This is a genomic window from Paenarthrobacter sp. NPDC091669, from assembly GCF_044756725.1.
Taxonomy (GTDB): Bacteria; Actinomycetota; Actinomycetes; order Actinomycetales; family Micrococcaceae; genus Arthrobacter; species Arthrobacter bambusae_C.
This window is the reverse complement of record NZ_JBIVTK010000015.1, coordinates 58,792-82,083: the sequence shown is the minus strand read 5'-3', so window position 1 is coordinate 82,083 and position 23,292 is coordinate 58,792. Positions and strand designations below refer to the sequence as shown.

Genomic DNA, 23,292 nt, shown 5'->3' with positions numbered 1-23,292 from the left:
GTGGGCTTGAAAAAGCACCACCGGCCCTTCCGGCCTTAACCCGAAAACCTGAAAGGCCTTGATGACTGTCGTACCCTTGCCGCTGGAGCAAACTCTTCCCGGCGGCGAATTGATCCATGGTGCCGAGGGCGGTTCCGTCGTACGGCGCTCGGTCCTTCCCGGCGGCGTGCGCGTCCTGACCGAGGCAATGCCCGGCCAGCGTTCGGCCACCATAGGGTTCTGGGTGGCAGTGGGTTCGCGCGATGAAGCGGACGGCCAGCACGGTTCAACGCACTTCCTTGAGCACTTGCTGTTCAAAGGCACCAAGCGCCGCACCGCCTTGGAGATCGCGTCGGCTTTTGACGAAGTAGGCGGCGAATCGAACGCCGCCACCGCGAAGGAAAGCACCTGTTACTTCGCCAGGGTCCTGGACACAGACCTGCCCATGGCCATCGATGTCATTGCAGACATGATCACCGGCGCCGTCCTCGATCCTGCTGAATTGGAGCAGGAGCGCGACGTCATCCTTGAGGAAATCGCAATGGACAGCGATGACCCCACGGATGTCGCCCACGAGAAATTTGTGGAGGCCGTCCTCGGCCACCACCCCCTGGCCCGTCCCATTGGTGGAACCCCTGAGGCCATCAAGGCTGTGGCTAGGGACGCGGTCTGGGCGCACTATCAGCGCTACTACCGCCCGGAGGAACTGGTCATCACCGCTGCAGGCGGCCTGGACCACGACGTCGTCTGCGACCTTGTCCTCGACGCGCTGACGGCCGCGGGCTGGAAGCTCGACCCCCAGGCAAACCCGGTCAACCGCCGTGGGACGGACCGCGCCGTCATCAGCGGAACGTCCGGGCTCCACGTGGTCAAGCGCCCCGTGGAGCAGGCCAACATCATCATGGGTTGCCCAACGATTGTGGCAACCGATGACCGACGATTCGTCATGAGCGTGCTCAACGCTGTCCTGGGTGGCGGTATGTCCTCCAGGCTGTTCCAGGAAATCCGCGAGAAGCGGGGCCTGGTGTACTCCACGTACTCCTTCACCGCGGCTTACGCTGACGCCGGCTATTTCGGAATGTACGCAGGCTGCACGCCGTCCAAGGTCCGCCAGGTGCTGGACCTCCTGGGCGTCGAGCTGGAGAAGCTTGCCAAGGAGGGCATCACGGAGGAAGAACTCCGAAAGGCCGTCGGACAGCTCAGCGGTGGAATCGTCCTTGCCCTGGAAGACACGGGATCACGGATGTCACGGTTGGGCCGGGCAGAGTTGGTTTCCGGAGAATTCCAGGACATTGACGAAACCCTTGCCCGCATCCAGGCTGTCACGGTGGAAGAAGTGCAGGACCTGGCCCGCGAACTCGCAGCAGCACCCCGAACCATCACTGTCGTGGGTCCTTTCGAGGAAACCGAGACTTTCGGCCTCTAGGCCTCTTTACTCACGCACTGTCAACAGGGCAGCATGATCACACGGTGATGATGCTGCCCTGACGATTTTGGAGACGTGATGGATCTGCCCTCGAGCGGCCAGGCCGCGGAGCTGCTGCAGGACTTCATCGGTCACTGGCGGGGTATCACGGAGATTGCCACGTCGCCGTGGGGGAGCGCCCGGACGGCTGAAGCGGAAGTGGTTTTCACCAAGGCTGCCGGCGGGTATGCCGTTGTCCAGAGCTACCGGCACCGCGAGGCGGACGGCACGCACTTTGAAGGGCATGGCATGTTCACTGTGGACCGGGATCACGGGGACACCCTGTGGTACTACGTGGACAGCCTGGGGAGGTCGCCGGCCAGCCCGGTCAGGGGAGCGTGGAATGCAGGCACCCTGACCTTGGACAGGAGGACTGCCGACGGCGTCGCCAGGCACACCTTCCGCGTCGAGGACGGCGTCCTGGTGCACACGGCCGATCTTCGGCTGGAAGGGACACCGGACTTCAGCCCGTTGCTGAAGAGCGTCTTCCGTAAGGCCTGAGCCTTAGCCTTGGACTCAGATTCAGCCTCCGGCGAAGGGCGGCAGGACATCGATGACGTCCTGGGCTCCAAGCGGCGCTGAACGGTCCCGCACAGCTACCTCGTTGCGGAGGAAACTGCTCCGTGCCACGATCCGTTCCAGCGTCGGAGTGCCTTCTGGAGGCAGTGGACGTTCGACGGCGAGGGCGGCTTCCAGCAGCGCTTCGAGGCTGGTGCCTTCCGGGAGGACGTGACGTTCTTCTTCGACACCGGCCGCCGCGCGTGCGGCAGCGAAGTAACGGACAAGCAAGGGTTCAGCCTCCGATTGCGCTCATGCTGCGGTCCGGCTGGACGAAATCCGCTGCGCCGAGACCTGTGTGGTCCATGCCGTGGGCCTTGGGTTTGACCCACATGGCGTCCTGCCACCGCGATGCCAGTTCATCATCTGTGGCCCCGTCACGAAGCAGGCCCAGAAGGTCGAATTCTTCGCGGGAGAAGAGGCAGCTCATGATCTTTCCCTCGGCCGTGATGCGCGTTCGTCGGCAGTCGGCGCAGAACGGTTCGGTGACCGAGGCGATGATGCCGACTGTTCCGAGGACCGGACCTTCAGCTTCCCCGGAAGCCGTGTCCCGGCGTCGTACTTCAAAGCGTTCGGCCGGGGCACCGTCCCGTTCCCGTGGGTCGTGCGCCAGCACGAAGTCGCGGGAGAGCAGATCCCGGATTTCCGCGGCCGTGATCATATTGCGGCGGGTCCACCCGTGATCGGCGTCCAGTGGCATTTGTTCGATGAAGCGAAGCTCGTAGCCACGGCCCAGTGCCCAGGCGAGCAAGTCCGGCGATTCGGCGTCGTTGATCCCGCGCATCAGCACGGCATTCAACTTGACCGGCCCCAGGCCCGCAGCCCAGGCGGCATCAACGCCGGCCAGGACGCGATCCAGGAACGGCCGGCGCGTGAGTTTGGTAAAGGTTTCCTCATGCAGTGAGTCGAGCGAGACGTTGATGCGGGTGAGGCCCGCAGCCTTCAGCGACGCCGCCTTCTTGTCCAGGCCAACACCGTTGGTGGTCATGGAGATCGGCAGGTCCGGGTGGTCGCTGCGGATGCCGGAGATGATGTCCACCAGGTCGGCGCGGACCAAGGGTTCGCCGCCGGTGAGGCGCAGTTCCCGCACGCCCAGGGCGGTGACCCCGATGCGGACAATCCGGACAATTTCGTCTCTGGTCATCACGGCTTGTTTCGAGAGCCATTCCAAACCCTCGGCCGGCATGCAGTAGGTACAGCGCAGGTTGCACTTGTCCGTCAGGGACAGCCGCATGTCCGTAGCCCGCCGGCCATAGCGGTCCCACAGGCCCGCAGGCGTTCCTGCGGGGCGCGGCGGCGGTACCGCGACGCCACTTTCCTTGCTGCCTGCGGCACCACCCGAAGGGGGCACCGGCATTCCCAGCTGAACACTCATAAATTCAGGCTACGCCACCGTGGCAGGATCAGTGACACCCATTACAGTCAAACAGTTCTTACGGATTCCATACACTTGCACCGCGGATGCCTGAATCGGGTGCCGGGGACCGCCGGCAAACCTATGCTGAAAGCGTGACCACACCTACGGCATCATCAACGGAACCAGGGAATCGCCGCATCCTCCTGGTGGAAGACGAACAGACCATCGCCGATGTGGTCCGCGACTACCTGCTGCAAGCGGGCTTCCAGGTGGACATGGCCGGTGATGGATTTACCGCCCTGCAGTTGGCAGCGGCCCGCCAACCCGACCTGGTGATCCTGGACCGCATGCTGCCTGGATTGGACGGCGTGGAGGTGTGCCGCCGGCTGCGTCGAACCATGAGCGTACCGGTGATCATGGTCACGGCATTGGGAACCGAAGATGACCGGATCCTGGGCCTGGAAATGGGCGCCGACGACTACGTCACCAAGCCCTTTTCCCCGCGGGAGCTGGTTCTCCGGGTGAAATCGGTGCTCCGGCGAAGCATCAAGGAGTTCACGCCGGAACCACCGGTGGAGGCCGCGGGCCTCGAACTCGATCCCGGGTCCCGGACAGTGACGCATCATGGAGTTCCGTTGGCCTTGACGGTGCGCGAATTTGACCTGCTGGCTTTCCTGATGCGGCGGCCCCACCAGGTTTTCAGCCGCGAGGAACTCATCAAGGCCGTGTGGGGCTGGGACTTCGGCGATCTCTCAACAGTCACAGTGCACGTGCGTCGCCTGCGGGAAAAGATTGAAGCCAACCCCACCAAGCCGGAGTTGCTCAAGACGGTCTGGGGCGTGGGGTACCGCTTCGATTCCGCCGCCGGCAACGCGCCGGAGCACTCCGACGGCGGTGAGAGTGGCCATGGAGGGCAGTGAGCTGTGGACCATCCTGGCCTGGGTCCTGTCCTGGGCTGTCCTCATCGGCGCCGCAACTTTGTTAGGCCTGCGACTCCTGCGGCGGGCCTCGGTCCTGGCGCAGATCTGCCTGGTGGTGGTAGCTACGGTTGCGGTCCTTGTGGCCGGCATGGTCAGTGCGTTCAATGCCATGTTCATCTCTGCCAGGGACCTGGAAGTCATGTGGTACATCCTGGCCGTGGCATCAGCGGTGGCCGTTGCCTTGTCACTCATGCTGGGCGCGGGCGTGTCCCGTAACGCTGCGCGGTTGGTGGTTGCCGCGCGGCGCCTGGGCCGTGGTGAGACCTTGGACGACGCGGAAGGGCGGGGCAGAGCCCCCGCCATGACGTCCGAACTTGCCGAACTGGCCAAGGAACTTGAGGCCAGCAGCCGCAGCCTCGCCGAGTCACGGGAACGTGAAGCCGCCATTGAGACTGCCCGGCGGGAATTGGTGTCGTGGATTTCGCATGATCTCCGGACCCCGTTGGCCAGCATGCGCGCGATGACCGAGGCCCTTGAAGACGGTATGGCGTCCGATGTGCCGGGCTATTACCGGAAGATCATCGGACAGACGGAGCAGATGACCGCCATGGTCAATGACCTCCTGGAGTTGTCCAAGATCCAGGCCGGCACTCTCCGTCTCCGTGCCGAACCCCTGGACCTTTACGACCTTGTCAGCGATGCGTTATCGGACCTCGCACCGTTGGCCGCTCAACGCGGCATCACGCTCGACGGCGGCGGGGACCGTGAGTGCATGGCCGTCGCCGATGGACCCAGCCTCGCCCGGGCCGTGCGGAACATCCTGCTCAACGCCATTATCTACAGCCGGCCCGATACTGAGGTCCACGTCAGCGTCGGACGCGACGGCTTGGGGCAGCACAGCGGAAACGCCGTGGTCGCAGTGCAGGACCAGTGCGGGGGCATCCGCAGCGAGGACCTGCCGCATCTGTTCGAGACGGGCTGGCAGAAAGACCCCGCCCGGGGCACCACTGAGGGACTGCAGGGCACTTACAGTGGCGCGGGCATCGGACTGAGCATGGTGGCCGGCATCGTCAAGGCCCACGGGGGATCGGTCACCGTGGAAAACGTCGACGGCGGCTGCCGGTTTGCGCTGTCCCTTCCGGCGGGACCGGTCCCGGCTGAGTCCGGGCAGGCGGCGTCCGGTCCGGCAGACGTTCTCCAGCCATCTTCTTTCCCGGCCACATCCGGGACGTCAGCCGACGAACGCGCAGGAGGCGCATCATGAGCACGCACAGCAGGGTGGACACGCCGGAAATCCGGGCCTCCACGCCATCACACGGCCGGCTTCAGCTCAGCCCGCGTCTGTGGGCTGCCGCGGCCGGTGTAGCGGCGGGCGGTGCGGGGATCGCAGCCGGTGAACTGTCCGCCGGCTTGCTGAGCCCGTTGGTTTCCCCTGTCACGGCCCTGGGCGGCGCTGTGATTGATGCAGTGCCTCCCGGAGTGAAGGACCTGGCCGTGCAGTTGTTCGGCACAGCGGACAAGATCGTGTTGATTGCAAGCATCGGGCTCGTCGCGGGGTTGTTGGCAGCGCTGGCCGGCGTTCTGGAGCATCGCCGCACCGGCTGGGGGCTGGCGCTGGCCGGGCTGGCTGGAGCTGCAGGCCTGACCGCCGTCGTAACGCGTGCCCAGGCAAGCCCGCAGGCGGCCCTGGCCCCGATCGTCGCTGCGATCGTCACGATGCTGCTGTTGCGTACCCTCATTCGGCGACTCATCACCTGGGCGCCCATGGCCACGCATGAGGAACTGCAGGGGCATGATCCCGCACCCCTGGCACGGCGAACTTTCCTGAATGCACTCGGCGGCACTTCCCTCGCCGCGGTCGTGGTCGGAACCGTCACTGCGGTACTCACCCGGGCAACCGCCGTGGCGTCAGGTTTCCGCGGTTCCATGACGCTCCCGGAACCCGTTACGCCACCACAGGTCATACCCGCCGGGGCTTCGCTGGCCGTGGATGGCATCAGCCCCTTGGTGACCCCGAACTCGGATTTCTACAGAATCGACACGGCACTGACGGTACCTGCCATCGACCCGCCGGCGTGGAAGCTGAAGGTCACCGGAATGGTGGAGCGGGAAATCGAGGTCGACTTCGTCACGCTCCTCGCCAAACCCATGATCGAACGGCATATCACCATCGCCTGCGTGTCCAACAACGTCGGCGGCGACCTCATCGGCAATGCTCTCTGGCTGGGCTGGCCCATCCGCGAACTTCTTGCCATGGCCGGTCCCAAAGCCGGCGCAGACATGGTGCTGTCCACCAGTAACGACGGTTGGACGGCAAGCACGCCGTTGGAGGCCTTGACCGACGATCGCGACGCCCTCCTGGCTGTCGGCATGAACGGCGAACCGCTCCCGTTGGAGCACGGCTTCCCGGTCCGCATGATCGTTCCCGGGCTCTACGGCTTCGTCTCGGCCACCAAATGGCTGACCGAACTGAAAGTTACACGCTTCGCAGACGACACCGCCTATTGGACTCCCCGGGGCTGGAGCGATCACGGACCCATCAAGACGCAGTCACGCATCGACGTACCCCGCAGCGGCAGGACAGTCCGGGCGGGCACGGTGCACTTCGGGGGAGTGGCATGGGCCCAGCACCGGGGCATCAGCAAGGTGGAGATTCGTGTCAACCGCGGGTCCTGGCAGCCGGCTGACCTGGCGGACGGGATTTCCACCGACACCTGGTATCAGTGGCAGCTGGGCGTGGACCTCACCCCCGGCGACTACGAGGTCCAAGTGCGGGCCACCGACTCCACCGGCCAGCCGCAGACCGAGGACAAAGCCCCGGTGGCTCCGGACGGCGCCACGGGCTATCACACCATCAGCGTCAAGGTGGGCTAAGGCCCTAGTCTGGGTACGTCCGAGAAATTCCCGGAAGCCAGCGTGCCACAACAGGAGGTTGTCCGTGCCCAGATCAGTTGCAAACCATCGCCAGGCAGTGGTGGAACTGCTGGCAGGCGCTGCCACCATCAAGGGAAACCGCCGTGTGCCGTTGCTCGACGCACTGGGAAAGCCGCTGGCCGTCGATGTCCATGCGCCCCTCTCCCTGCCGCCGTTCGCCAACTCCCAGATGGACGGCTTTGCCGTCCGGTCACAAGACATCCCCGACGACGGCGGGCAGCTCCGGGTGGCGGCGCCCGTCCCGGCAGGTGCGACACCAACAGCGCTGAAGGCCGGCTACGCAGCCCCGATCATGACCGGGGCCATGATTCCAGAGGGGGCCGACGCCGTCGTACCCATCGAGAAGGCGAGCCCCGGTACCTTCCCCGACCCCACCGCCAGGGATGCCGTCGTCGACCTTCCCGCGGTGGCACCCGGTACCTACGTGCGCAACACCGGAAGCGACATCCACAAGGGTGCCCTGGCCCTGGCAGCAGGTACCCTGCTGGGACCGGCCCAGCTCGGCCTGCTGGCTGCCCTGGGCCTGGCAACAGTCGAGGTCCCTGAACCGCTGCGTGTCCTCCTGGTCACCACGGGAGACGAGGTGGTGGAACCGGGGGAAGAACTCACGCCCGGCAAGATTTTCGACTCCAATGGAACGCTGCTTGAAGCGTCCATGATCCAGGCAGGCCTGGATGTTGTTCGTACGGGTATCTCGGACGACGATCCCGCGGAACTCCTGGCCGTCCTTGACTCTTTCACCCGGGAGGCAGACCATCCCGTGGACGTCATTGTCACCACCGGGGGAGTGAGCAAGGGCGCCTACGAGGTGGTGCGCCAGGCGATGGCCGGCCAGCCCGTTGATTTCCTCCCCGTGGCAATGCAGCCAGGCGGGCCGCAGGGGCTGGGGACCTTCAATGGCGTTCCGTTTCTCGGATTTCCCGGAAATCCAGTCAGCTGCCTCGTCTCCTTCGAGATGTTCCTCAGGCCTGCCCTGTCGGAGGTCATGGGAACCCCTGCGCCACGGCTCGTGCAGAAGGTACACCTGGCTGAACCACTTTCCTCCCCTGACGGCAAGCACCAGGTCCGGCGGGGCACTGTGGCCGGGGACGGCATCCTTCGTATGGAAGGCGGCGCCGGATCACATCTGGTCCATGCCCTGGCCCGTGCCAACGCGTTGGTCCAGATCCCAGGGGACGTCACGGAACTCACCGCAGGAGCCGAGGTGGAAGTATGGATGCTGTGAATGAAACTCCCGGGACAACAGAACATGCCGGCGGCCTGACACACCTCAGGCACGACGGCACTGCGCAGATGGTGGACGTCTCCGCGAAAGCGGTGACCACACGCGAGGCCACCGCCACGGCAACCGTCCTCACAACCCCGGACGTGATGGCCCTCTTGGGCGCCGGTGAGTTGCCCAAAGGCGACGCGCTCGCCGTGGCCCGGGTGGCAGGCATTATGGCGGCAAAGAAGACACCCGAGCTCATCCCTTTGTGCCATCCGTTGCCGATTTCCAAAGTCACCGTGGATTTCCACTTGCGCGCCGGCTCAGTTGACATTCAGGCGACCGTCAAGACCAAGGGCGTGACCGGCGTCGAAATGGAAGCCCTGACGGCGGCCTCCGTAGCGGCGCTGAGTGTCTACGACATGATCAAGGCCGTGGACAAGCATGCCGTGCTGACCGACATCCGTGTGCTGGCCAAGAGTGGCGGCAAGAGCGGGGACTGGGACGTCTCCGGGGAACCAGTCCAGGAGGCCGGCAAATGAGTGCTTGCGAGCCGAACAGTGTTCGCAAGGCCGGTGTCGTGATCGCCTCCACCCGGGCAGCTGCCGGAATCTACGCCGATGAGACGGGGCCCATCATCCTCGACTGGCTCAATGAGCACGGCTTCGAGACGTTCCCCACCATGGTGGTGCCGGACGGAGAGCCGGTGGGCGCTGCCCTCAGGGCGCTCCTGACCCAGGACCCCGCCGTCGTCATCACCAGCGGCGGAACGGGCCTGAGCCCGGATGACAAGACACCGGAGATGACGCTTCCGCTCCTGGACCGCGAAATACCGGGCATCATGGAAGGAATCCGGCGCGCGGGCGCTGCGAAAACCCCCATGGCCATGTTGAGCCGCGGCCACGCGGGAGCTGCGGGAAAGACGTTCATCATCAACCTGCCGGGATCCCCGAAGGGCGTTATGGATGGATTGGCTGTCCTGGACCCCGTGATCGGGCACTTGTGCGAACAAATGGAAGGTAGCCATGGGCACTGAAACAGATTTCGAAGTAGTCAGCGCCGTCCTCAGCGCGGAACCCATCTCGGTGGACCAGGCCATCGCTGCGGTCGAATCGGACACTGCCGGGGCTGTGGTCAGCTTCAGTGGCGTGGTCCGGAACCATGATTCCGGCAAGGCTGTGGACCGGCTCAGTTACAGCGCCCATCCCACGGCGCACCAGGTCATGTCAGACGTCGTGGCCCAGCTGGTCGCTGAGCACTCAGGCGAAGCCGATCAGCCCGTCCGCATCTGGGCGGCGCACCGGATCGGGATGCTGGAGATCGGTGACCCGGCGCTGGTCTGTGCCGTCGCGGCGGCCCACCGGGGACAGGCCTTTGCTGTTTGTTCCGAGCTGGTGGACAGGGTCAAAGCGCAGGTTCCCATTTGGAAGGAACAGTTCTTCTCCGACGGCACTGTCGAGTGGGTTGGCGCGGGGGAGTAGGCCTGAGTCACGGTTCCTGCCGTGCCCCGGCCCGGCGGTAGGGTTAACGGCATGACCGAACAACTTGCTGTTGCAGTGCTGGGCGCCCACGGGCGCATGGGAATTGAAGCCGTGAAAGCTGTGGAAGCAGCTGATGACATGAAGCTTGTAGCCGCCTTGGGTCGCGGCGATTCCCTGGAAACACTGCTCGACGCCGGCGCACAGTATGTTGTTGACCTCACCGTCCCGGACACTACCGAGACCAACGTCCGGTTCGCCGTGGAGCATGGCATCCACGCTGTTGTGGGTACCACCGGCTGGAATGCCGACAGGCTGGAGTCCCTCCGTGCATTGCTGGAGCAGAAACCGGACACCGGCGTCCTGATCGCCCCGAACTTTGCCCTGGGGTCGGTGCTGGCCTCCGCTTTCGCGGCCAAAGCCTCACAGTACTTTGAGTCCGTTGAGATCATCGAGCTGCACCACCCGAACAAGGTGGACGCACCCTCCGGCACCGCTGTGCGTACGGCGCAGCTGATCGCTGATGCACGGCAGGCAGCCGGAGTTCCAGCAAGTCCGGACGCCACTGAAACGTCGTTGGACGGAGCCAGGGGCTGTGACGTGGAGGGTGTCCGCGTCCACAGTGTCCGGCTCCGCGGTCTGGTAGCCCACCAGGAAGTCCTTTTCGGCGGTCCGGGTGAGCAGCTGACGTTGCGCCATGACTCCTTTGACCGGGCCTCCTTTATGCCTGGCGTCCTGCTCGGATTGCGCAAGGTCGCAGGGCACCCCGGCCTCACGGTTGGCCTGGACGGCTACCTGGACCTGGGGCTCTAGGTACATGGGAAATTTCTGGACTTCCTTGAAGAAGAACCGCACCAAGATCTGGGTCGGCGCGATCACCCTGCTGTTGGTGCTCTACCTGGTGGTATCCGTCCAACGCTCGTTCCTCCTCCTCGGTGACCCCAACCTGGTAGCGAAGGGCATTGGAGCGGCCTATCTGGTCCTGCCGATCGTCGGTGCCTGGGCGCTGATCCGCGAGCTGCTGTTTGGCGCCCGCACCGAGCAGATGGCCAAGGTCCTGGAAGCTGAAGGCGGTTTGCCCGAAGACACACTGCCCCGTACGCCAGGTGGGCGGATCGTCCGGGCCGCCGCGGATGCGGAGTTCGAGAAGTACCGGGCCGAGGCAGAGGCCGCACCGGAGGATTGGCGTTCCTGGTTCCGGCTGAGTTGCGCCTATGACGCCTCGGGGGACCGCAAGCGCGCCCGGGCATCAATGCGCGACGCCGTGAAGTTGTTCCGCTCTCAGCCCACCGCTGCGGGTCGGTAGCTGCCCAGCTTCGACGCCGTATGGGCCACCCACTCCAGCGGTCCGCGGCGCCTGAGCAAGGCGAAGCACACGCCGATTGCCACGGCACACAGTGCCTGGGTCCAGTACATGCCCTCTTCCGTCCATCCTGCAGGCAGCGGTTGGTTGGTGAACCCCGAAACCACCCACACATGGGCAGAGTAGAGGCTGAGCGTCATGGCTCCCGGCCCGCTGAGCACTATCAGGAAATTGACCTTGATGCGTTCAGCCACCGTGCCCAGCAGCAGGAAGAAACCCACTGCTGCGGCAGCTGTTCCACTGCTGTGCAGCAGGTCCAGCGTAGTTCCAGCATGGGGGGATGCCGTGGCCAACCACCACCACGAGCCGGTCTGCTCCAACCCGGTCAGATTAACCTGAAGCATGTTTTCCAGAGGGTACCCGCGCGTTCCGGGGAGCGCCTCCAGAGCGGCCCGGCCGCCCCATGCTTCCATCGCAAGGAACCCACCCAGCTTCGCCGCCGCAGCCACAGCGATTCCGCCGCTTAACAGCAGCAACTGCACCTTCGCCGTCGTGAGCGCCAACCGGCCGATCACCAGTCCTATCAGCAGATAGGAGATCCACTGGAACACCGGGTAGTAACCAGTGAAGAAGAGGTCTGCGAGGAGGCGGGACGGCGTCCCAAGGTCCTCGCCGTTGGGGTTGTGGCCCAGTTGCAGGGGAGGGACGGCGTCCAGCATCAAGGGCCGGACCAGGTAGGCCAGCAGTGGAGATAGAAGAACCCAGCCCGCCGCCCAGAAACACAGTGCCTTGAGCCGAAGGCCAAGGAACGGCAGGACGCACAGGAAAAGTACGGCGTAATGCACCAGGATGACGGCGACGTTGACGTCCAGCCCTCCCAGGCTGAGGCCGACGACGGCAATCACCAACGCGCGCATGGCCACACCGCCCCTGGCGGACCAAAGATCGTTGCCTGTGCGGGGTTCCTGCTTACCCGTACCCAGCGCCAGTCCAATGCCGGCAAGGACAGCGAAGAGCGCAGCAGAACGGCCCGAAAATACCAGTCCCACGAAGGTCGGCTCCCACGACGGGGAGGGCCCAAACGTTGGCAGGAGGTGCGTGGACATCATGCCAAGCAACGCTGCACCCCTGGCGGCGTCGATCCCTGTGAGCCGGGAGGAGACCTGGCCGCCGTCGCGCGCTTTCCGCGGAGGGGCAGTCTCTTGCGAAGTCATGCTGCGATGGTCTCACAGCCAACTGTGAGCTGGGCCGACGGTAGAGTCCTATGCCATGGAATCCGTCAACGCCCAATGGGCCGGAGCATTCACCATCATCAACGACGCCGATGGCTGGCAGCAGTTCCGACGCCTTGACGGCGAACTCTTCATGCCGCCCGCCACAGATGGCCTGGAAGAGCGGGCCAGGATGTGCGCAGGGATCCATGCGGGCTGGTTGGCAACGTCCGGGCATTTGGTCATCGAAGCCGAAGGCCCCGAGGACGGATCGCCTTTCGATGTCCTGGTGAACGGCGTCCTCCGGCATCGCGTGTCGGGCGCCGGCCGTGTCAGTCATGACCTCGATCTTGGCTCCATGCCGCCGCAATCAACTGTTCAGCTATGGCTGCCACAGTATGGTTTCCTCAGGGTGCTGGAGGTGTCGCTGAAGGGCGAGGACGTTCACGTTGCCGGGGGATCGGGCAAACGATGGATCACCTACGGCAGCTCCATCACCCAATGCAGGCAGGCCGATGGTCCATCGGAGGCGTGGCCTGCTGTGGTGGCCAGGCAATACGGCTGGCAATTACAGTCCTTGGGTTTCGGCGGTGAATGCCACTTGGACCCGGCGGCGGAGAGCACCATTTGCCAGCTGCCGGCAGACTTCATCTCCTTATGCCTGGGAATCAACACCTACAACGTGGCCGCCTTCTCGGGCCGGACCTTCACGAGCCAGGTGTTGGGCTTCCTCAGCGCTATCCGGCGGGCACACCCGGAGGTGCCCATCGCGGTCATCTCTCCGGTTCTTTCCCTTCCCCGCGAGGAGGCGCCCAATGCGGCCGGGTGGACGCTCGCGGACTACAGGAAGGCCGTGGCAGATGTGGTGCGGTTAGTCCGCGAGCGGGGGGATACGCGCACTCACCTGCTCGATGGCGAAGGGGTGTTCACCCCGGCGGAGGCTGCGGCGCTGATGCCTGATACCTTGCATCCCAACAATGCCGGCTACCGGCTCATGGCTGAGAGGCTGGGCCCACAGCTGGCGGCTGTCGCCAACGCGCACGGCTGACCGGGCATCTGGGGTGCTGCGGCCGGCGGCCGACGCGGGCCCGGCCCTTGTCTTCGAATATATGTTCGAATAGCATGGCAGGATGAACGATGTTCCCACGCCACCCGAAGGTCTCGCCGGACCCATGAAAGCGATGAGCCCCGGCGTCGTCGACTTCCTGTTCAGGCAACTCGTGGCGGGCGAACCCCCCGAAGACACCCAGTGGCGCCGCGAAGGAACAGTGTTGGCCGAGCAGCCGCCAGGGGCTGAACTGGCCCGGCGGCTATCCGAAGCGGACCTGGATTCCCTGACGCCGCTGGAACTGTTCGAGTACGTTCGCGCTTCCCAGCGGCTGGTGACCTGGGCCGAACACCTCAAGGAGCGGGCCGTGGCGCACTATTGTTCGGATCAACCCGCGCGGACGCCTGGGCCGGCCTAGCCAACCGGGGCCTGCCCGGACTGAGAGAGAAGGCCCGTTTGGCTTCTCGGCCTGACCTGCAACATTCCGCAGTTGCTCCGGAATAGGATGGGCTGGTGACTCCGACACCCCCGCAGGTCCCCACCCAAAGGCCGGCCCAACCGCTGGATGCCATGTCTCAGGTGAGTCCGTCCGTCGAGAGCCGGCTCGCTGACACCGCGTCCGCTGGGCCCGCGTGCGTGGTCGCCGGGCCGCGTCCAGGGGAAGAACCGGATGGCCCGGCGATGCTTCGCGCCGCCGTCGTTCAGTATGAAGCGTTGCTGCCCGGTGCAGGGGGAGTGGCTGTGGAGGCAAATGTCGCGGCCCATGTGGAGCTGGTGGAGCTGGCCCACAGCCGTGGCGCACGCCTGGTGCTTTTTCCCGAGCTGTCCTTGACGGGCTATGAGCTGACTGCCTTCGAAGTCCCCGGCGGAGCCCGATGGCTTTCGCAAGCCATACAGCCTTCCCCGGGCAGTCAGCCTTCGCCGTGGTTGACCGCCGGTGACCCTCGGCTCCAACCCCTCCAGGACGTCTGTGCCCGCACCGGGACGGTTGCTGTTGTTGGGGCGGGTTGGCGGGAGGCGGACCAGACGCCCCGGCTGGCCTCGCTCGTCGTTGGCCCGGACGGTTCCGTGAAACCGGTCTTCAAAACTCACTTGCACGGGCCGGAGCGGGAGCTTTTTGTCTCTGGCAGCGGCCCGGTAGTGGTTGATGTTGACGGATGGCGGGTTGCCTTTGCCGTCTGTGCTGACGCCGCGCATCCTGCCCACGCCGGTGCTGCGGCGGAAGCGGGGGCCGATGTGTATGCAGTGTCTGCGCTGTACACGCGGGGCGAGGAACTCAGGCTTGGACTGCATTTGGGCGCACGCTCCATGGACCACCGGATGTTCGGATTATTGGCGAACCTTGGAGGAGAAACGCCCTTGGGCCCCTCCTGCGGTCTCAGCGGAGGGTGGGGTCCCGATGGTACTGCCCTGGTCCGGGTTGCCGGCACCGGGACGGAAGTCGCCATGGTGTCATTGGACCGGTCCCGCCTTGCCGCCTACAGATCCACAGCAGGGGCATGAGGACCATCACGCGGAACCCATTCTTGTAACAAGCCCGTGACAGGGTAACGTTTTTCTTATGTCTGACTTGCGCGCCCACACTCCCGCCCTTGGTACCCTCCTGACCGCGATGGTCACCCCGTTCACCGAGGACGGCAAGGTGGACTACGACCAAGCCGCTGTACTGGCAGAGAAGCTTGTCCAGGATGGTTGCGATGGGCTTGTGGTTACCGGCACCACCGGGGAGACCTCAACCCTTACAGACGACGAAAACCTTGGTATGTTCCGGGCGGTCAAAGAAGCCGTGGGCGGCAAGGCTGCCATCATTGCCGGAACCGGCACCAACGACACCGCACACTCGGTGCACCTTTCCCAGCGCGCGGCTGAGGTTGGCGTGGACGGTCTCCTGATCGTCACGCCCTACTACAACAAGCCCAGCCAGGCAGGCGTCCGGGCGCACTTCGAGACCATTGCCTCGTCAACGGATCTGCCCGTCATGCTCTATGACATCCCGGGCCGCTCCTCCATTGCGATTGCTCCTGAGACCATGATCGGCCTGGCCAAGCACCAGAACATCGTGGCGGTCAAGGACGCCAAGGCAGATTTTGCCGCCGCGACCCGGGTCATGGCTGAGACCGACCTGGTCTTCTATTCCGGTGATGACGGATTGACCCTCCAGTGGATGGCGCTCGGCGCCGTCGGCCTGGTGGGCGTCACCACCCACGTGGCCACGCGTCGCTTCCGCGAACTGATCGACGCCGTGAACGCCAGCGACCTCGCCACTGCGAGGGCCATCAACTTTGAACTGGAACCCGTCATTCGCGCAACCATGACGCGGGTCCAAGGCGCAGTAGCCGCCAAGCAGATTCTCAAGTGGCAGGGAGTCCTGCCCAACTCGGTTGTCCGTTTGCCCCTCGTGGAGCCGGACGCAGCCGAGATCGACATCATCCGCGGGGATTTGGCGGAAGCCGGAATGGACTTCAACGTCTAGGCCGGTTCCGCCGGAAAGAAGCACAATATGACCCAAACCGCCCTTCCCGGACTGGTTACGCCGCCGAAACTGCCGAAAGGCACGCTGCGGATTGTTCCGCTCGGTGGCCTGGGAGAGATCGGCCGCAACATGGCCGTCTTCGAAATCGACGGCAAGCTGCTGGTCGTTGACTGTGGCGTGCTCTTCCCCGAAGAGACACAGCCCGGCGTAGACCTCATCCTGCCCGATTTCTCCTACATCGAAGACAGGCTGCAGGACGTAGTTGGCGTCGTGCTGACCCACGGCCACGAGGACCACATCGGTGCGGTTCCCTACTTGTTGCGCCTTAAGGCCGACATTCCGCTGATCGGATCCCAGCTCACCCTGGCCTTGGTGGAAGCGAAGCTTCAGGAACACCGGATCAAGCCGTACACCCTCACCGTTACCGAGGGCCAAGTGGAGCAATTCGGCCCGTTCGAGTGCGAGTTCATCGCCGTCAACCACTCCATCCCTGATGCCTTGGCCGTTTTCATCCGGACCGAGGGTGGCACGGTCCTGCACACAGGCGACTTCAAGATGGACCAGTTGCCGCTGGATGGCCGCATCACCGACCTCCGCCACTTCGCCCGGTTGGGCGAAGAGGGCGTGGACCTTTTCATGGCCGACTCCACCAACGCGGATGTCCCTGGGTTCACCACGGCCGAAAAGGAGATTGGTCCCACTCTGGACCGCCTGTTCGGCCAAGCCAGGAAACGCCTCATCGTCGCGTCGTTCTCGTCCCACGTTCACCGTGTCCAACAGGTCCTTGATGCCGCAGAGAAGCATGGCCGCAAGGTCGCTTTCGTGGGACGCTCCATGGTGCGCAACATGGCCATCGCCTCCAAACTGGGGTATCTCGATGTGCCGGCCGGCATTTTGGTGGACATCAAGAACATCGACAACATGCCCGATGACCGCGTGGTCCTCATGTCCACCGGTTCCCAGGGCGAGCCGATGGCGGCGCTGTCACGGATGGCCAACGGCGACCACCGCGTAGTGGTTGGACCCGGCGACACCGTCATTCTGGCCTCCAGCCTGATTCCGGGCAACGAGAATGCCGTGTTCCGGATCATCAACGGACTCCTCAAGCTCGGCGCGGACGTGATCCACAAAGGCACTGCGAAGGTCCACGTCTCCGGGCACGCAGCGGCAGGGGAGCTCCTGTACTGCTACAACATCCTGGAGCCGCTCAACGCCATGCCTGTGCACGGCGAAACCCGTCACCTTATTGCCAACGGCAACATCGCACGGGAGTCCGGTGTTCCGTCCGAGGGCATCATCCTGAGCGACAACGGCACAGTGATCGACCTTAAGGATCACAAAGCCAACGTCGTTGGCCAGGTGGAGGTAGGTTTCGTCTACGTGGACGGCTCCAGCGTGGGTGAGATCACTGACGCAGACCTGAAGGACCGTCGCATCCTCGGGGACGAGGGCTTCATTTCCATCATCACGGTCATCAACCGCACTACCGGCAAGATCGTGTCCGGCCCGGAAATCCATGCCCGCGGTGTTGCTGAGGATGATTCAGTCTTCGACGAGATCATCCCCAAGATCAACGCCGCGCTGGAAGACGCTGTGCTTAACCACGCAGACCACACCAACCACCAGTTGCAGCAGGTGGTGCGCAGGATCATCGGCACGTGGGTCAACCGCAAGCTCCGCCGCCGTCCCATGATCATTCCGGTGGTCCTGGAGGCGTAGCCCTGGGGGCAACATACACACCCAAGGGGGCCTGAAATCCGCGGATTTCAGGCCCCCTTGCGGTACCGTGGCACTTATGGCGACCCGTACTACCTCCACGCCACGTGGCAGCTCCAGCAGTAAATCCGGCGGCACAGGCCGGAGCGCAGCCACATCCAAAACCAGTGCCGCCGCGGGCAAAAGCGGGCGTGGCAGTACTGCCCGCACCAAGCAGGCAGCCGCCGTCGTGCCCCAGGCTCCGCTGCCCCTGCGCATGCTTTCGGGTTTTTGGCAGGGGATCGGGCATGTGGTCGGTGCCGGGGTCCGCCGCATTGGTTACGACGTCAGCGACCTCGACCCCGCGGATCGCCGTGACGGCGCAGCCCTGTTCAATTTGGTGCTGGGCATCGCGATTGCCACCTTCGCCTGGTGGGGCCTGACAGGGTGGCTGCCGGACGTTGTCTACAGCGTGGTCAACGGGACGTTTGGCTGGATGAGCCTGATCCTGCCTTTCATGCTGTTTGTTTGTGCCTTCCGGTTGTTCCGGAAACCCCAGGACGGCCGCGGCAACAACCGTGTGGGCATTGGCTTTATGATCATGACCCTTGCCGGCTCGGGTTTGGCCCACGTCATTGGCGGCCTGCCCACCGTGGCCGATGGGTTCGATGGCCTGCGCAGGGCAGGCGGCATGCTGGGATTCCTCGCCGCCGCCCCTCTGGCCGCACTCCACGTCGCAGTGCCGGTGGTCCTCTACAGCCTGTTGGCGTTCGTCTCTTTCCTGATCGTCACCGCCACCCCGTTCGGTGCCATTCCCTCGCGGATCCGGGGTGCCTATGAGCACCTTATGGGCGTGGACCTCATGGACGGTTCCGCCAAGGACGCCCATGACCGCAGTTATCTCTATGAGAACGACGCACCTGCCAAGCCCAAGAAGAAGCGCATGCGCTTCTTTGGCAAGGACGAGGAACCCGAGACAGGCCTGGAGGGCTACGTCGGGGACGAAGCGTTCGAACATGCAATAGTCGACGACGACGAAACTCCCGCCGCGTCCGAACCGCGCATTCCGCCGGGGGTGCGTCGCCCGACCCAGGCGGAGATCGCCGTCGGGAAGATCAAGGCCGCCCAGGGCCTGGGTGCTGCGCCCGGCATCGACAACCCCACCGAAGCCATTCCGGTCATCACTCCCGACATGACCGTGCCCGCGCCCACCGTTGCCCAGGTCCCCGCGAAGCCTGCCGGTGCGCCGCTCCCGCAAACGCCCATCCCACAGCGCACGGAGCAGTTGTCTCTCGCCGGGGATGTCACCTACACACTGCCGGCCTCGGATTACCTGACGCCGGGCTCCATTCCGAAGGAGCGCACGGAGGCCAATGACGCCGTCGTCGCCGCCCTGACGGACACCCTGACACAGTTCAATGTGGACGCTGCCGTGACTGGCTTCAGCCGTGGTCCCACTGTGACGCGCTATGAGATCGAGTTGTCTCCCGGTACCAAGGTGGAGCGCGTTACGGCGCTGTCCAAGAACATTTCCTATGCGGTCGCATCGAGCGATGTCCGCATCCTGAGCCCCATTCCCGGCAAATCCGCGATTGGCATCGAGATTCCCAACACGGACCGCGAAACGGTTTCCCTGGGCGACGTGCTGCGGAGCCAGAACGCCCGCCGGACCGACCACCCCATGGTCATGGGCGTTGGCAAGGACGTCGAGGGCGGCTACGTGGTGGCCAACCTGGCAAAGATGCCCCACTTGCTGGTGGCCGGGGCCACTGGTGCTGGTAAGTCGAGCTTCGTGAACTCCATGATCACCTCCATCCTCATGCGGGCCACTCCGGATGAAGTCCGCATGGTCATGGTGGACCCCAAGCGCGTGGAGCTCACCGCCTACGAAGGCGTCCCGCACCTCATCACGCCCATCATCACCAATCCCAAAAAGGCCGCGGAGGCCCTGCAGTGGGTGGTCCGGGAGATGGACGCCCGCTACGACGACCTCGCCAACTACGGTTACAAGCACATCGATGACTTCAACAAGGCTGTCCGTGCCGGCAAAGTGGTGCCGCCCGTGGACTCCAAACGGGTCATCAAGCCCTACCCTTACCTTCTGGTGATCGTGGATGAGCTCGCCGACCTCATGATGGTGGCTCCGCGCGACGTCGAAGACTCGATCGTCCGCATCACCCAGCTCGCGCGTGCTGCCGGCATCCACCTGGTCCTGGCCACCCAGCGCCCGTCCGTAGATGTAGTCACGGGCCTGATCAAGGCGAACGTGCCTTCCCGCATGGCTTTCGCAACCTCGTCCGTGACGGACTCCCGTGTTGTGCTGGACCAACCGGGTGCGGAGAAGCTGATTGGCCAGGGTGACGCGCTCTTCCTGCCGATGGGTGCGTCCAAAGCAATGCGTGTCCAGGGTGCCTGGGTGACGGAATCCGAGATCCACAAGGTGGTGGAGCACGTCAAGGGCCAGCTCCAGGCTGTCTATCGCGACGACGTTGCTGCCGAAGCCCCCAAGAAGCAGATCGACGACGACATCGGAGACGACCTCGAGGTCCTGTTGCAGGCCACCGAGTTGGTGGTGACCACCCAGTTCGGCTCCACGTCGATGCTGCAGCGCAAGCTCAGGGTGGGCTTCGCCAAGGCCGGGCGGCTGATGGACCTCCTCGAATCCCGCGGCGTGGTGGGGCCCTCGGAGGGCTCGAAGGCCCGCGATGTCCTGGTCAAGCCGGACGACCTCGCGGCCGTCCTGGCGGCGATGAAGGGCCAGGAATCGCCTGCTTCCCCCGACGCCCACACGGCGGCACTGAGCGACAACGCGAACTCGAATATCGCCGTCGGCGGTTATGCGGAGGACCTGGTGCAGGCAGACCTGGACAACCGGACACAGGCCATTGAGTATCACGATGGCGCTGACGGTCCCGATGACGACGACGAAGGCGGCGAAGACGCCTGGTCGCTGACGGGGCGCTAGCTTCAAAGGCGTCAGCCCAAAGACGGTAGCCTAGAGGGGTGACTACAGCCGAGGGTGATAACGCGACGTCCAGCAACTCCGATGTCTGGAACCTGCCCAACATCCTCACGATGCTCCGCATCGTCCTGGTCCCTTTTTTCATCTGGTTCCTGCTGGCCGACAACGGCGAGTACGGTCTGTGGCGCTGGGCAGCCGTAGTGGCCTTCGCGGTAGCCATCTACACGGACAAGCTCGACGGCGACATCGCCAGGGCGCGCGGCCTGATCACCAACTTCGGTAAGATCGCCGATCCCATCGCCGACAAATTGCTGATCGGCTCCGCGCTGGTGCTCCTGTCCATCCTGGGGGAACTGCCGTGGTGGGTCACCATCCTCATCCTCGTTCGCGAGTGGGGGATTACCGCCCTTCGGTTTGTCGTGATCCGGTACGGGGTCATGCCCGCCTCCAAGGGCGGAAAGCTGAAGACGGTGGTCCAGACCGTGGCCATTTTCCTGTACGTCCTTCCCCTCAAAGCGATCGCCCCCTGGCTGGGCGACGTTGCCTTCTGGGTCATGATGCTGGCGCTTGCCATCACCCTGTGGACCGGCGTCGAATACGTCATCCAAGCCCTCAAGCTGCGGGCAGCGGGGCGTCGCGCATGACCTCCGGTGACGTCGTCAACGCCGCAGCAGGGACGTCGACGACGGTGGTCGCCGCAGCGATCGCCAAGAACCTCACGGTGGCCACGGCCGAGTCGCTGACCGCTGGGATGGTGGCGGCCGCCCTGGCCAATACTCCCGGCGCTTCAGGGATGCTTCAGGGTGGAGTCGTTGCGTATCAGAACTCCGTCAAGGCCGGTGTCCTGGGCGTCCCGGAAGAGCTGCTTGCCGACGTCGGCTCCGTTGACGGTGCTGTTGCGGAAGCCATGGCCGACGGTGCCCGGCGTGCTTGCGGTGCCAGCATAGGAGTATCCACTACCGGAGTGGCCGGACCTGATCCCCACGATGGCAAAGCCGTAGGCACAGTGTTCATTGGAATCGCTGCCGATGCCGGAACCCAAGCCTTCGAATTCAGCTTCACGGGGGACCGCCGGTCCATTCGCGAGCAGGCCTGCGAGGCGGCCCTGGGGCGTCTGCTTGCCGTGCTGGAGGGGCATGGTTACCGCTCGTAAAGTAGCCGGGAACAAAAACTGATTGCCAATAGTTGTGTCATTGAGTCGCTTCGGAAGAGCCGGGGCGCCTAGGATGTAGAAACCAACCCGGTCCGCCCACCAGCGAACCGGATGACTGAGGGAGCAAGGCGATACAGATGGTAAAGCAGCCCGTATCCGTAAACGGCGTTGTCCGCTGGAAGGATGTGGGCTTGGCTGATCAGGCACAGAGCGAACAGAAGGAGCGCAAAATGGTTGTACTACGCCACGAGATCGGTGATGTACTGCGCGATGTCCGCCAGCGTCAGGGCCGTACCCTCCGCGAGGTTTCGCACAGCGCCCGCGTCTCACTTGGTTACTTGAGTGAAGTTGAACGCGGCCAGAAGGAGGCTTCTTCCGAGCTCCTGTCTTCTATCTGCACAGCCCTGGATGTTCCGTTGTCCCACATGCTCCGCGAAGTCAGCGACCGTGTGGCCGTTGCTGAGGGAGTGGCCGTGCCGGACACCGTTCCGCAGGAATTCTCCCAGCGTTACGGTCGCGATCTGGACCTCACGGACGACTTCCCGCAGGGAATGCTCTCCGGAGCCCGGTAACCGTTCCACCAGAATTGGAAGAAGGTCCCCAGCCATCGGCTGGGGACCTTCTTTTGGTGTTCGTTGAAATGGACGGAGGGACGGGAGCCCTGGCGGATCAGGCGTCGTCAGGCTTGCCGGGGTCGGCGGCAGTGTCCGGTTCCCGCAGGGTCACGTCCTTGAGGACGCCGTCGCCGTAGATCGCATTGAGCCGGCCCATGTAGTCGGCCAGGATCTGGACGTCTTCAAGCGGCCATTCGCCCAGGCGTTCGCGGAATACCTGCCGCCGGGCATCCTGGACCTGGTGCATCTTGTCCTCGCCCTTGTCCGTCAGGCGGATGGATTGTGCCCGTCCGTCCTGTGGGTCCGCTTCCTTGTAGACCAGGCCAATGCTTTCCAGGAAAGCGATCTGCCGGCTCACCGACGGCTTGCCCACGCCAATGCACGTAGCCAGGTCGGTCAGCCTGATGGGTCCTTCCCTCCGGATGACGGTCAGCAGCCCGTAGGCGGCCGGTTCCATGTCCGGATGCACCTGGCGCGACAACTGATGGGAGATTGACCGGGCCCGGCGCCAGAGCAGGCTCAGCTGGTGTTCCACCTGCTGGAGGGCGTCGTCTACGGCGTCGCCTGGCACGGCCTGACCGGGCGTGCTCTGGAGAGGATTGCTCATGGCAACCATTCTAGAGTCCGGCTCCGTGAGAGACTCTATCCGTGAGGGCAAGTGACTTTTGGCGATTGATGGACGATGAGTTCGGGGCAGGCTATTCCCGGGTCCTCGCCGGCTCCTTGGTACTCGCAGGCGTGGGCGGGCGGACTGCCGTTGAGGCCCTGGCCTCCGGATACCACCCCCGCGAGGTGTGGCTGGCTGTGTGCGAAGTCCAGGATGTTCCGGCCGAACGCAGGCTGGGGCGGGACATCAAACCGGCCTCCAACTGAGGGTTGCACTGCTGCCTCGACAGGGGACACGCCGGACCATTGTTCGAATATCTGTTCGGATG

At 64.4% G+C, this 23,292-nt stretch carries 25 protein-coding genes; 21 read left to right on the top strand and 4 right to left on the bottom strand.

What is annotated here, in order from left to right; all coding sequences use genetic code 11:
- The first annotated feature begins 61 nt into the window (after nucleotides 1-61).
- Both ACIQLI_RS20665 and ACIQLI_RS20660 read left to right on the top strand, forming a co-directional pair.
- Nucleotides 62-1,405: a M16 family metallopeptidase gene (locus tag ACIQLI_RS20665; RefSeq protein WP_400391907.1), complete on the top strand. Its 1,344-nt coding sequence runs from the start codon at nucleotides 62-64 to the stop codon at nucleotides 1,403-1,405.
- A 78-nt stretch (nucleotides 1,406-1,483) separates the two neighbouring features.
- A complete protein-coding gene (locus tag ACIQLI_RS20660; protein WP_400391904.1) occupies nucleotides 1,484-1,945 on the top strand; it encodes a DUF1579 family protein in 462 nt (153 codons plus the stop codon).
- 21 nt (nucleotides 1,946-1,966) lie between these two features.
- Here the strand turns inward: ACIQLI_RS20660 and ACIQLI_RS20655 are convergent, their stop codons facing one another.
- Nucleotides 1,967-2,233, bottom strand: coding sequence for a MoaD/ThiS family protein (locus tag ACIQLI_RS20655; protein WP_400391901.1), 267 nt, complete (start codon nucleotides 2,231-2,233; stop codon nucleotides 1,967-1,969).
- A gap of 4 nt (nucleotides 2,234-2,237) precedes the next feature.
- Nucleotides 2,238-3,377: a GTP 3',8-cyclase MoaA gene (gene moaA / locus ACIQLI_RS20650; RefSeq protein ID WP_400391898.1), complete on the bottom strand. Its 1,140-nt coding sequence runs from the start codon at nucleotides 3,375-3,377 to the stop codon at nucleotides 2,238-2,240.
- A 134-nt stretch (nucleotides 3,378-3,511) separates the two neighbouring features.
- Here moaA and ACIQLI_RS20645 point away from each other — a divergent pair, with 134 nt between their 5' ends.
- From ACIQLI_RS20645 to ACIQLI_RS20605, 9 genes are read left to right on the top strand one after another with little or no spacing between them, the layout of a single operon-like run.
- Nucleotides 3,512-4,279, top strand: coding sequence for a response regulator transcription factor (locus ACIQLI_RS20645; RefSeq protein WP_400391895.1), 768 nt, complete (start codon nucleotides 3,512-3,514; stop codon nucleotides 4,277-4,279).
- Nucleotides 4,266-5,543, top strand: a complete 1,278-nt coding sequence (locus ACIQLI_RS20640; protein WP_400391893.1) for a sensor histidine kinase — start codon at nucleotides 4,266-4,268, stop codon at nucleotides 5,541-5,543. Before ACIQLI_RS20645 ends, ACIQLI_RS20640 begins: the two co-directional genes overlap by 14 nt.
- On the top strand, nucleotides 5,540-7,153 hold the full coding sequence (locus ACIQLI_RS20635; RefSeq protein WP_400391890.1) for a molybdopterin-dependent oxidoreductase: 1,614 nt from the start codon (nucleotides 5,540-5,542) through the stop codon (nucleotides 7,151-7,153). Before ACIQLI_RS20640 ends, ACIQLI_RS20635 begins: the two co-directional genes overlap by 4 nt.
- A gap of 58 nt (nucleotides 7,154-7,211) precedes the next feature.
- Nucleotides 7,212-8,438: a gephyrin-like molybdotransferase Glp gene (glp, locus tag ACIQLI_RS20630; RefSeq protein WP_400391887.1), complete on the top strand. Its 1,227-nt coding sequence runs from the start codon at nucleotides 7,212-7,214 to the stop codon at nucleotides 8,436-8,438.
- Nucleotides 8,426-8,962 (top strand): cyclic pyranopterin monophosphate synthase MoaC, encoded by a 537-nt coding sequence (gene moaC, locus ACIQLI_RS20625; RefSeq protein WP_400391884.1) that lies wholly within the window; start codon nucleotides 8,426-8,428, stop codon nucleotides 8,960-8,962. Before glp ends, moaC begins: the two co-directional genes overlap by 13 nt.
- Complete coding sequence (locus tag ACIQLI_RS20620; RefSeq protein ID WP_400391881.1) at nucleotides 8,959-9,456, top strand: molybdenum cofactor biosynthesis protein B; 498 nt, start codon at nucleotides 8,959-8,961, stop codon at nucleotides 9,454-9,456. Before moaC ends, ACIQLI_RS20620 begins: the two co-directional genes overlap by 4 nt.
- The gene (locus ACIQLI_RS20615) at nucleotides 9,446-9,901 is read left to right on the top strand and encodes a molybdenum cofactor biosynthesis protein MoaE (RefSeq protein WP_354232395.1); all 456 of its coding nucleotides are present in this window, start codon (nucleotides 9,446-9,448) and stop codon (nucleotides 9,899-9,901) included. The genes ACIQLI_RS20620 and ACIQLI_RS20615 overlap by 11 nt, the downstream gene beginning before the upstream one ends.
- Nucleotides 9,902-9,952: 51 nt before the next feature.
- Nucleotides 9,953-10,711 carry a 4-hydroxy-tetrahydrodipicolinate reductase gene (gene dapB, locus ACIQLI_RS20610; RefSeq protein WP_354232397.1) on the top strand — a complete coding sequence of 253 codons (759 nt, stop codon included), beginning with the start codon at nucleotides 9,953-9,955 and terminating at the stop codon, nucleotides 10,709-10,711.
- A gap of 4 nt (nucleotides 10,712-10,715) precedes the next feature.
- A complete protein-coding gene (locus ACIQLI_RS20605) occupies nucleotides 10,716-11,204 on the top strand; it encodes a hypothetical protein (protein ID WP_207597021.1) in 489 nt (162 codons plus the stop codon).
- On the opposite strand, the gene ACIQLI_RS20600 is transcribed toward ACIQLI_RS20605, so the two are convergent.
- Nucleotides 11,180-12,415, bottom strand: coding sequence for a heparan-alpha-glucosaminide N-acetyltransferase domain-containing protein (locus ACIQLI_RS20600; protein ID WP_400391876.1), 1,236 nt, complete (start codon nucleotides 12,413-12,415; stop codon nucleotides 11,180-11,182). The genes ACIQLI_RS20605 and ACIQLI_RS20600 overlap by 25 nt on opposite strands.
- A gap of 55 nt (nucleotides 12,416-12,470) precedes the next feature.
- Between ACIQLI_RS20600 and ACIQLI_RS20595 the strand changes: the two genes are divergently transcribed.
- From ACIQLI_RS20595 to ACIQLI_RS20555, 9 genes are all read left to right on the top strand, one after another.
- Nucleotides 12,471-13,460, top strand: coding sequence for a GDSL-type esterase/lipase family protein (locus ACIQLI_RS20595; RefSeq protein ID WP_400391873.1), 990 nt, complete (start codon nucleotides 12,471-12,473; stop codon nucleotides 13,458-13,460).
- Between the two features lie 82 nt (nucleotides 13,461-13,542).
- A complete protein-coding gene (locus ACIQLI_RS20590) occupies nucleotides 13,543-13,878 on the top strand; it encodes a hypothetical protein (protein ID WP_280627653.1) in 336 nt (111 codons plus the stop codon).
- Nucleotides 13,879-13,973: 95 nt separating this feature from the next.
- Nucleotides 13,974-14,963 carry a carbon-nitrogen hydrolase family protein gene (locus ACIQLI_RS20585; RefSeq protein WP_400391870.1) on the top strand — a complete coding sequence of 330 codons (990 nt, stop codon included), beginning with the start codon at nucleotides 13,974-13,976 and terminating at the stop codon, nucleotides 14,961-14,963.
- A 58-nt stretch (nucleotides 14,964-15,021) separates the two neighbouring features.
- The gene (gene dapA / locus ACIQLI_RS20580) at nucleotides 15,022-15,933 is read left to right on the top strand and encodes a 4-hydroxy-tetrahydrodipicolinate synthase (RefSeq protein ID WP_089594395.1); all 912 of its coding nucleotides are present in this window, start codon (nucleotides 15,022-15,024) and stop codon (nucleotides 15,931-15,933) included.
- A gap of 27 nt (nucleotides 15,934-15,960) precedes the next feature.
- Nucleotides 15,961-17,652, top strand: coding sequence for a ribonuclease J (locus ACIQLI_RS20575; RefSeq protein ID WP_400391867.1), 1,692 nt, complete (start codon nucleotides 15,961-15,963; stop codon nucleotides 17,650-17,652).
- A 76-nt stretch (nucleotides 17,653-17,728) separates the two neighbouring features.
- Entirely contained in the window at nucleotides 17,729-20,593 is a 2,865-nt protein-coding gene (locus tag ACIQLI_RS20570) for a DNA translocase FtsK (protein WP_400391864.1), read from the top strand.
- 38 nt (nucleotides 20,594-20,631) lie between these two features.
- Entirely contained in the window at nucleotides 20,632-21,234 is a 603-nt protein-coding gene (gene pgsA / locus ACIQLI_RS20565; protein WP_354232412.1) for a CDP-diacylglycerol--glycerol-3-phosphate 3-phosphatidyltransferase, read from the top strand.
- On the top strand, nucleotides 21,231-21,743 hold the full coding sequence (locus ACIQLI_RS20560) for a CinA family protein (protein ID WP_400391860.1): 513 nt from the start codon (nucleotides 21,231-21,233) through the stop codon (nucleotides 21,741-21,743). The genes pgsA and ACIQLI_RS20560 overlap by 4 nt, the downstream gene beginning before the upstream one ends.
- 137 nt (nucleotides 21,744-21,880) lie before the next feature.
- Nucleotides 21,881-22,315 (top strand): helix-turn-helix domain-containing protein, encoded by a 435-nt coding sequence (locus ACIQLI_RS20555; RefSeq protein ID WP_014921288.1) that lies wholly within the window; start codon nucleotides 21,881-21,883, stop codon nucleotides 22,313-22,315.
- 97 nt (nucleotides 22,316-22,412) lie between these two features.
- Here the strand turns inward: ACIQLI_RS20555 and ACIQLI_RS20550 are convergent, their stop codons facing one another.
- Nucleotides 22,413-22,964 carry a MarR family winged helix-turn-helix transcriptional regulator gene (locus ACIQLI_RS20550; RefSeq protein WP_400391856.1) on the bottom strand — a complete coding sequence of 184 codons (552 nt, stop codon included), beginning with the start codon at nucleotides 22,962-22,964 and terminating at the stop codon, nucleotides 22,413-22,415.
- Between the two features lie 68 nt (nucleotides 22,965-23,032).
- On the opposite strand from ACIQLI_RS20550, the gene ACIQLI_RS20545 reads away from it, so the two are divergent.
- Entirely contained in the window at nucleotides 23,033-23,230 is a 198-nt protein-coding gene (locus ACIQLI_RS20545) for a DUF3046 domain-containing protein (RefSeq protein WP_354232486.1), read from the top strand.
- Nucleotides 23,231-23,292 lie beyond the last annotated feature (62 nt).

Coding starts and splice junctions, on each gene's coding strand:
- ACIQLI_RS20575 (WP_400391867.1), top strand. CDS start 15,961: ATGACCCAAACCGCCCTTCCCGGACTGGTTACGCCGCCGAAACTGCCG.
- ACIQLI_RS20570 (WP_400391864.1), top strand. CDS start 17,729: ATGGCGACCCGTACTACCTCCACGCCACGTGGCAGCTCCAGCAGTAAA.
- dapA (WP_089594395.1), top strand. CDS start 15,022: ATGTCTGACTTGCGCGCCCACACTCCCGCCCTTGGTACCCTCCTGACC.
- ACIQLI_RS20640 (WP_400391893.1), top strand. CDS start 4,266: ATGGAGGGCAGTGAGCTGTGGACCATCCTGGCCTGGGTCCTGTCCTGG.
- ACIQLI_RS20605 (WP_207597021.1), top strand. CDS start 10,716: ATGGGAAATTTCTGGACTTCCTTGAAGAAGAACCGCACCAAGATCTGG.
- ACIQLI_RS20550 (WP_400391856.1), bottom strand. CDS start 22,964: ATGAGCAATCCTCTCCAGAGCACGCCCGGTCAGGCCGTGCCAGGCGAC.
- ACIQLI_RS20590 (WP_280627653.1), top strand. CDS start 13,543: ATGAACGATGTTCCCACGCCACCCGAAGGTCTCGCCGGACCCATGAAA.
- ACIQLI_RS20620 (WP_400391881.1), top strand. CDS start 8,959: ATGAGTGCTTGCGAGCCGAACAGTGTTCGCAAGGCCGGTGTCGTGATC.
- ACIQLI_RS20545 (WP_354232486.1), top strand. CDS start 23,033: ATGGACGATGAGTTCGGGGCAGGCTATTCCCGGGTCCTCGCCGGCTCC.
- ACIQLI_RS20595 (WP_400391873.1), top strand. CDS start 12,471: ATGGAATCCGTCAACGCCCAATGGGCCGGAGCATTCACCATCATCAAC.
- ACIQLI_RS20665 (WP_400391907.1), top strand. CDS start 62: ATGACTGTCGTACCCTTGCCGCTGGAGCAAACTCTTCCCGGCGGCGAA.
- ACIQLI_RS20560 (WP_400391860.1), top strand. CDS start 21,231: ATGACCTCCGGTGACGTCGTCAACGCCGCAGCAGGGACGTCGACGACG.
- ACIQLI_RS20660 (WP_400391904.1), top strand. CDS start 1,484: ATGGATCTGCCCTCGAGCGGCCAGGCCGCGGAGCTGCTGCAGGACTTC.
- moaC (WP_400391884.1), top strand. CDS start 8,426: ATGGATGCTGTGAATGAAACTCCCGGGACAACAGAACATGCCGGCGGC.
- ACIQLI_RS20555 (WP_014921288.1), top strand. CDS start 21,881: ATGGTAAAGCAGCCCGTATCCGTAAACGGCGTTGTCCGCTGGAAGGAT.
- moaA (WP_400391898.1), bottom strand. CDS start 3,377: ATGAGTGTTCAGCTGGGAATGCCGGTGCCCCCTTCGGGTGGTGCCGCA.
- ACIQLI_RS20635 (WP_400391890.1), top strand. CDS start 5,540: ATGAGCACGCACAGCAGGGTGGACACGCCGGAAATCCGGGCCTCCACG.
- ACIQLI_RS20600 (WP_400391876.1), bottom strand. CDS start 12,415: ATGACTTCGCAAGAGACTGCCCCTCCGCGGAAAGCGCGCGACGGCGGC.
- ACIQLI_RS20615 (WP_354232395.1), top strand. CDS start 9,446: ATGGGCACTGAAACAGATTTCGAAGTAGTCAGCGCCGTCCTCAGCGCG.
- dapB (WP_354232397.1), top strand. CDS start 9,953: ATGACCGAACAACTTGCTGTTGCAGTGCTGGGCGCCCACGGGCGCATG.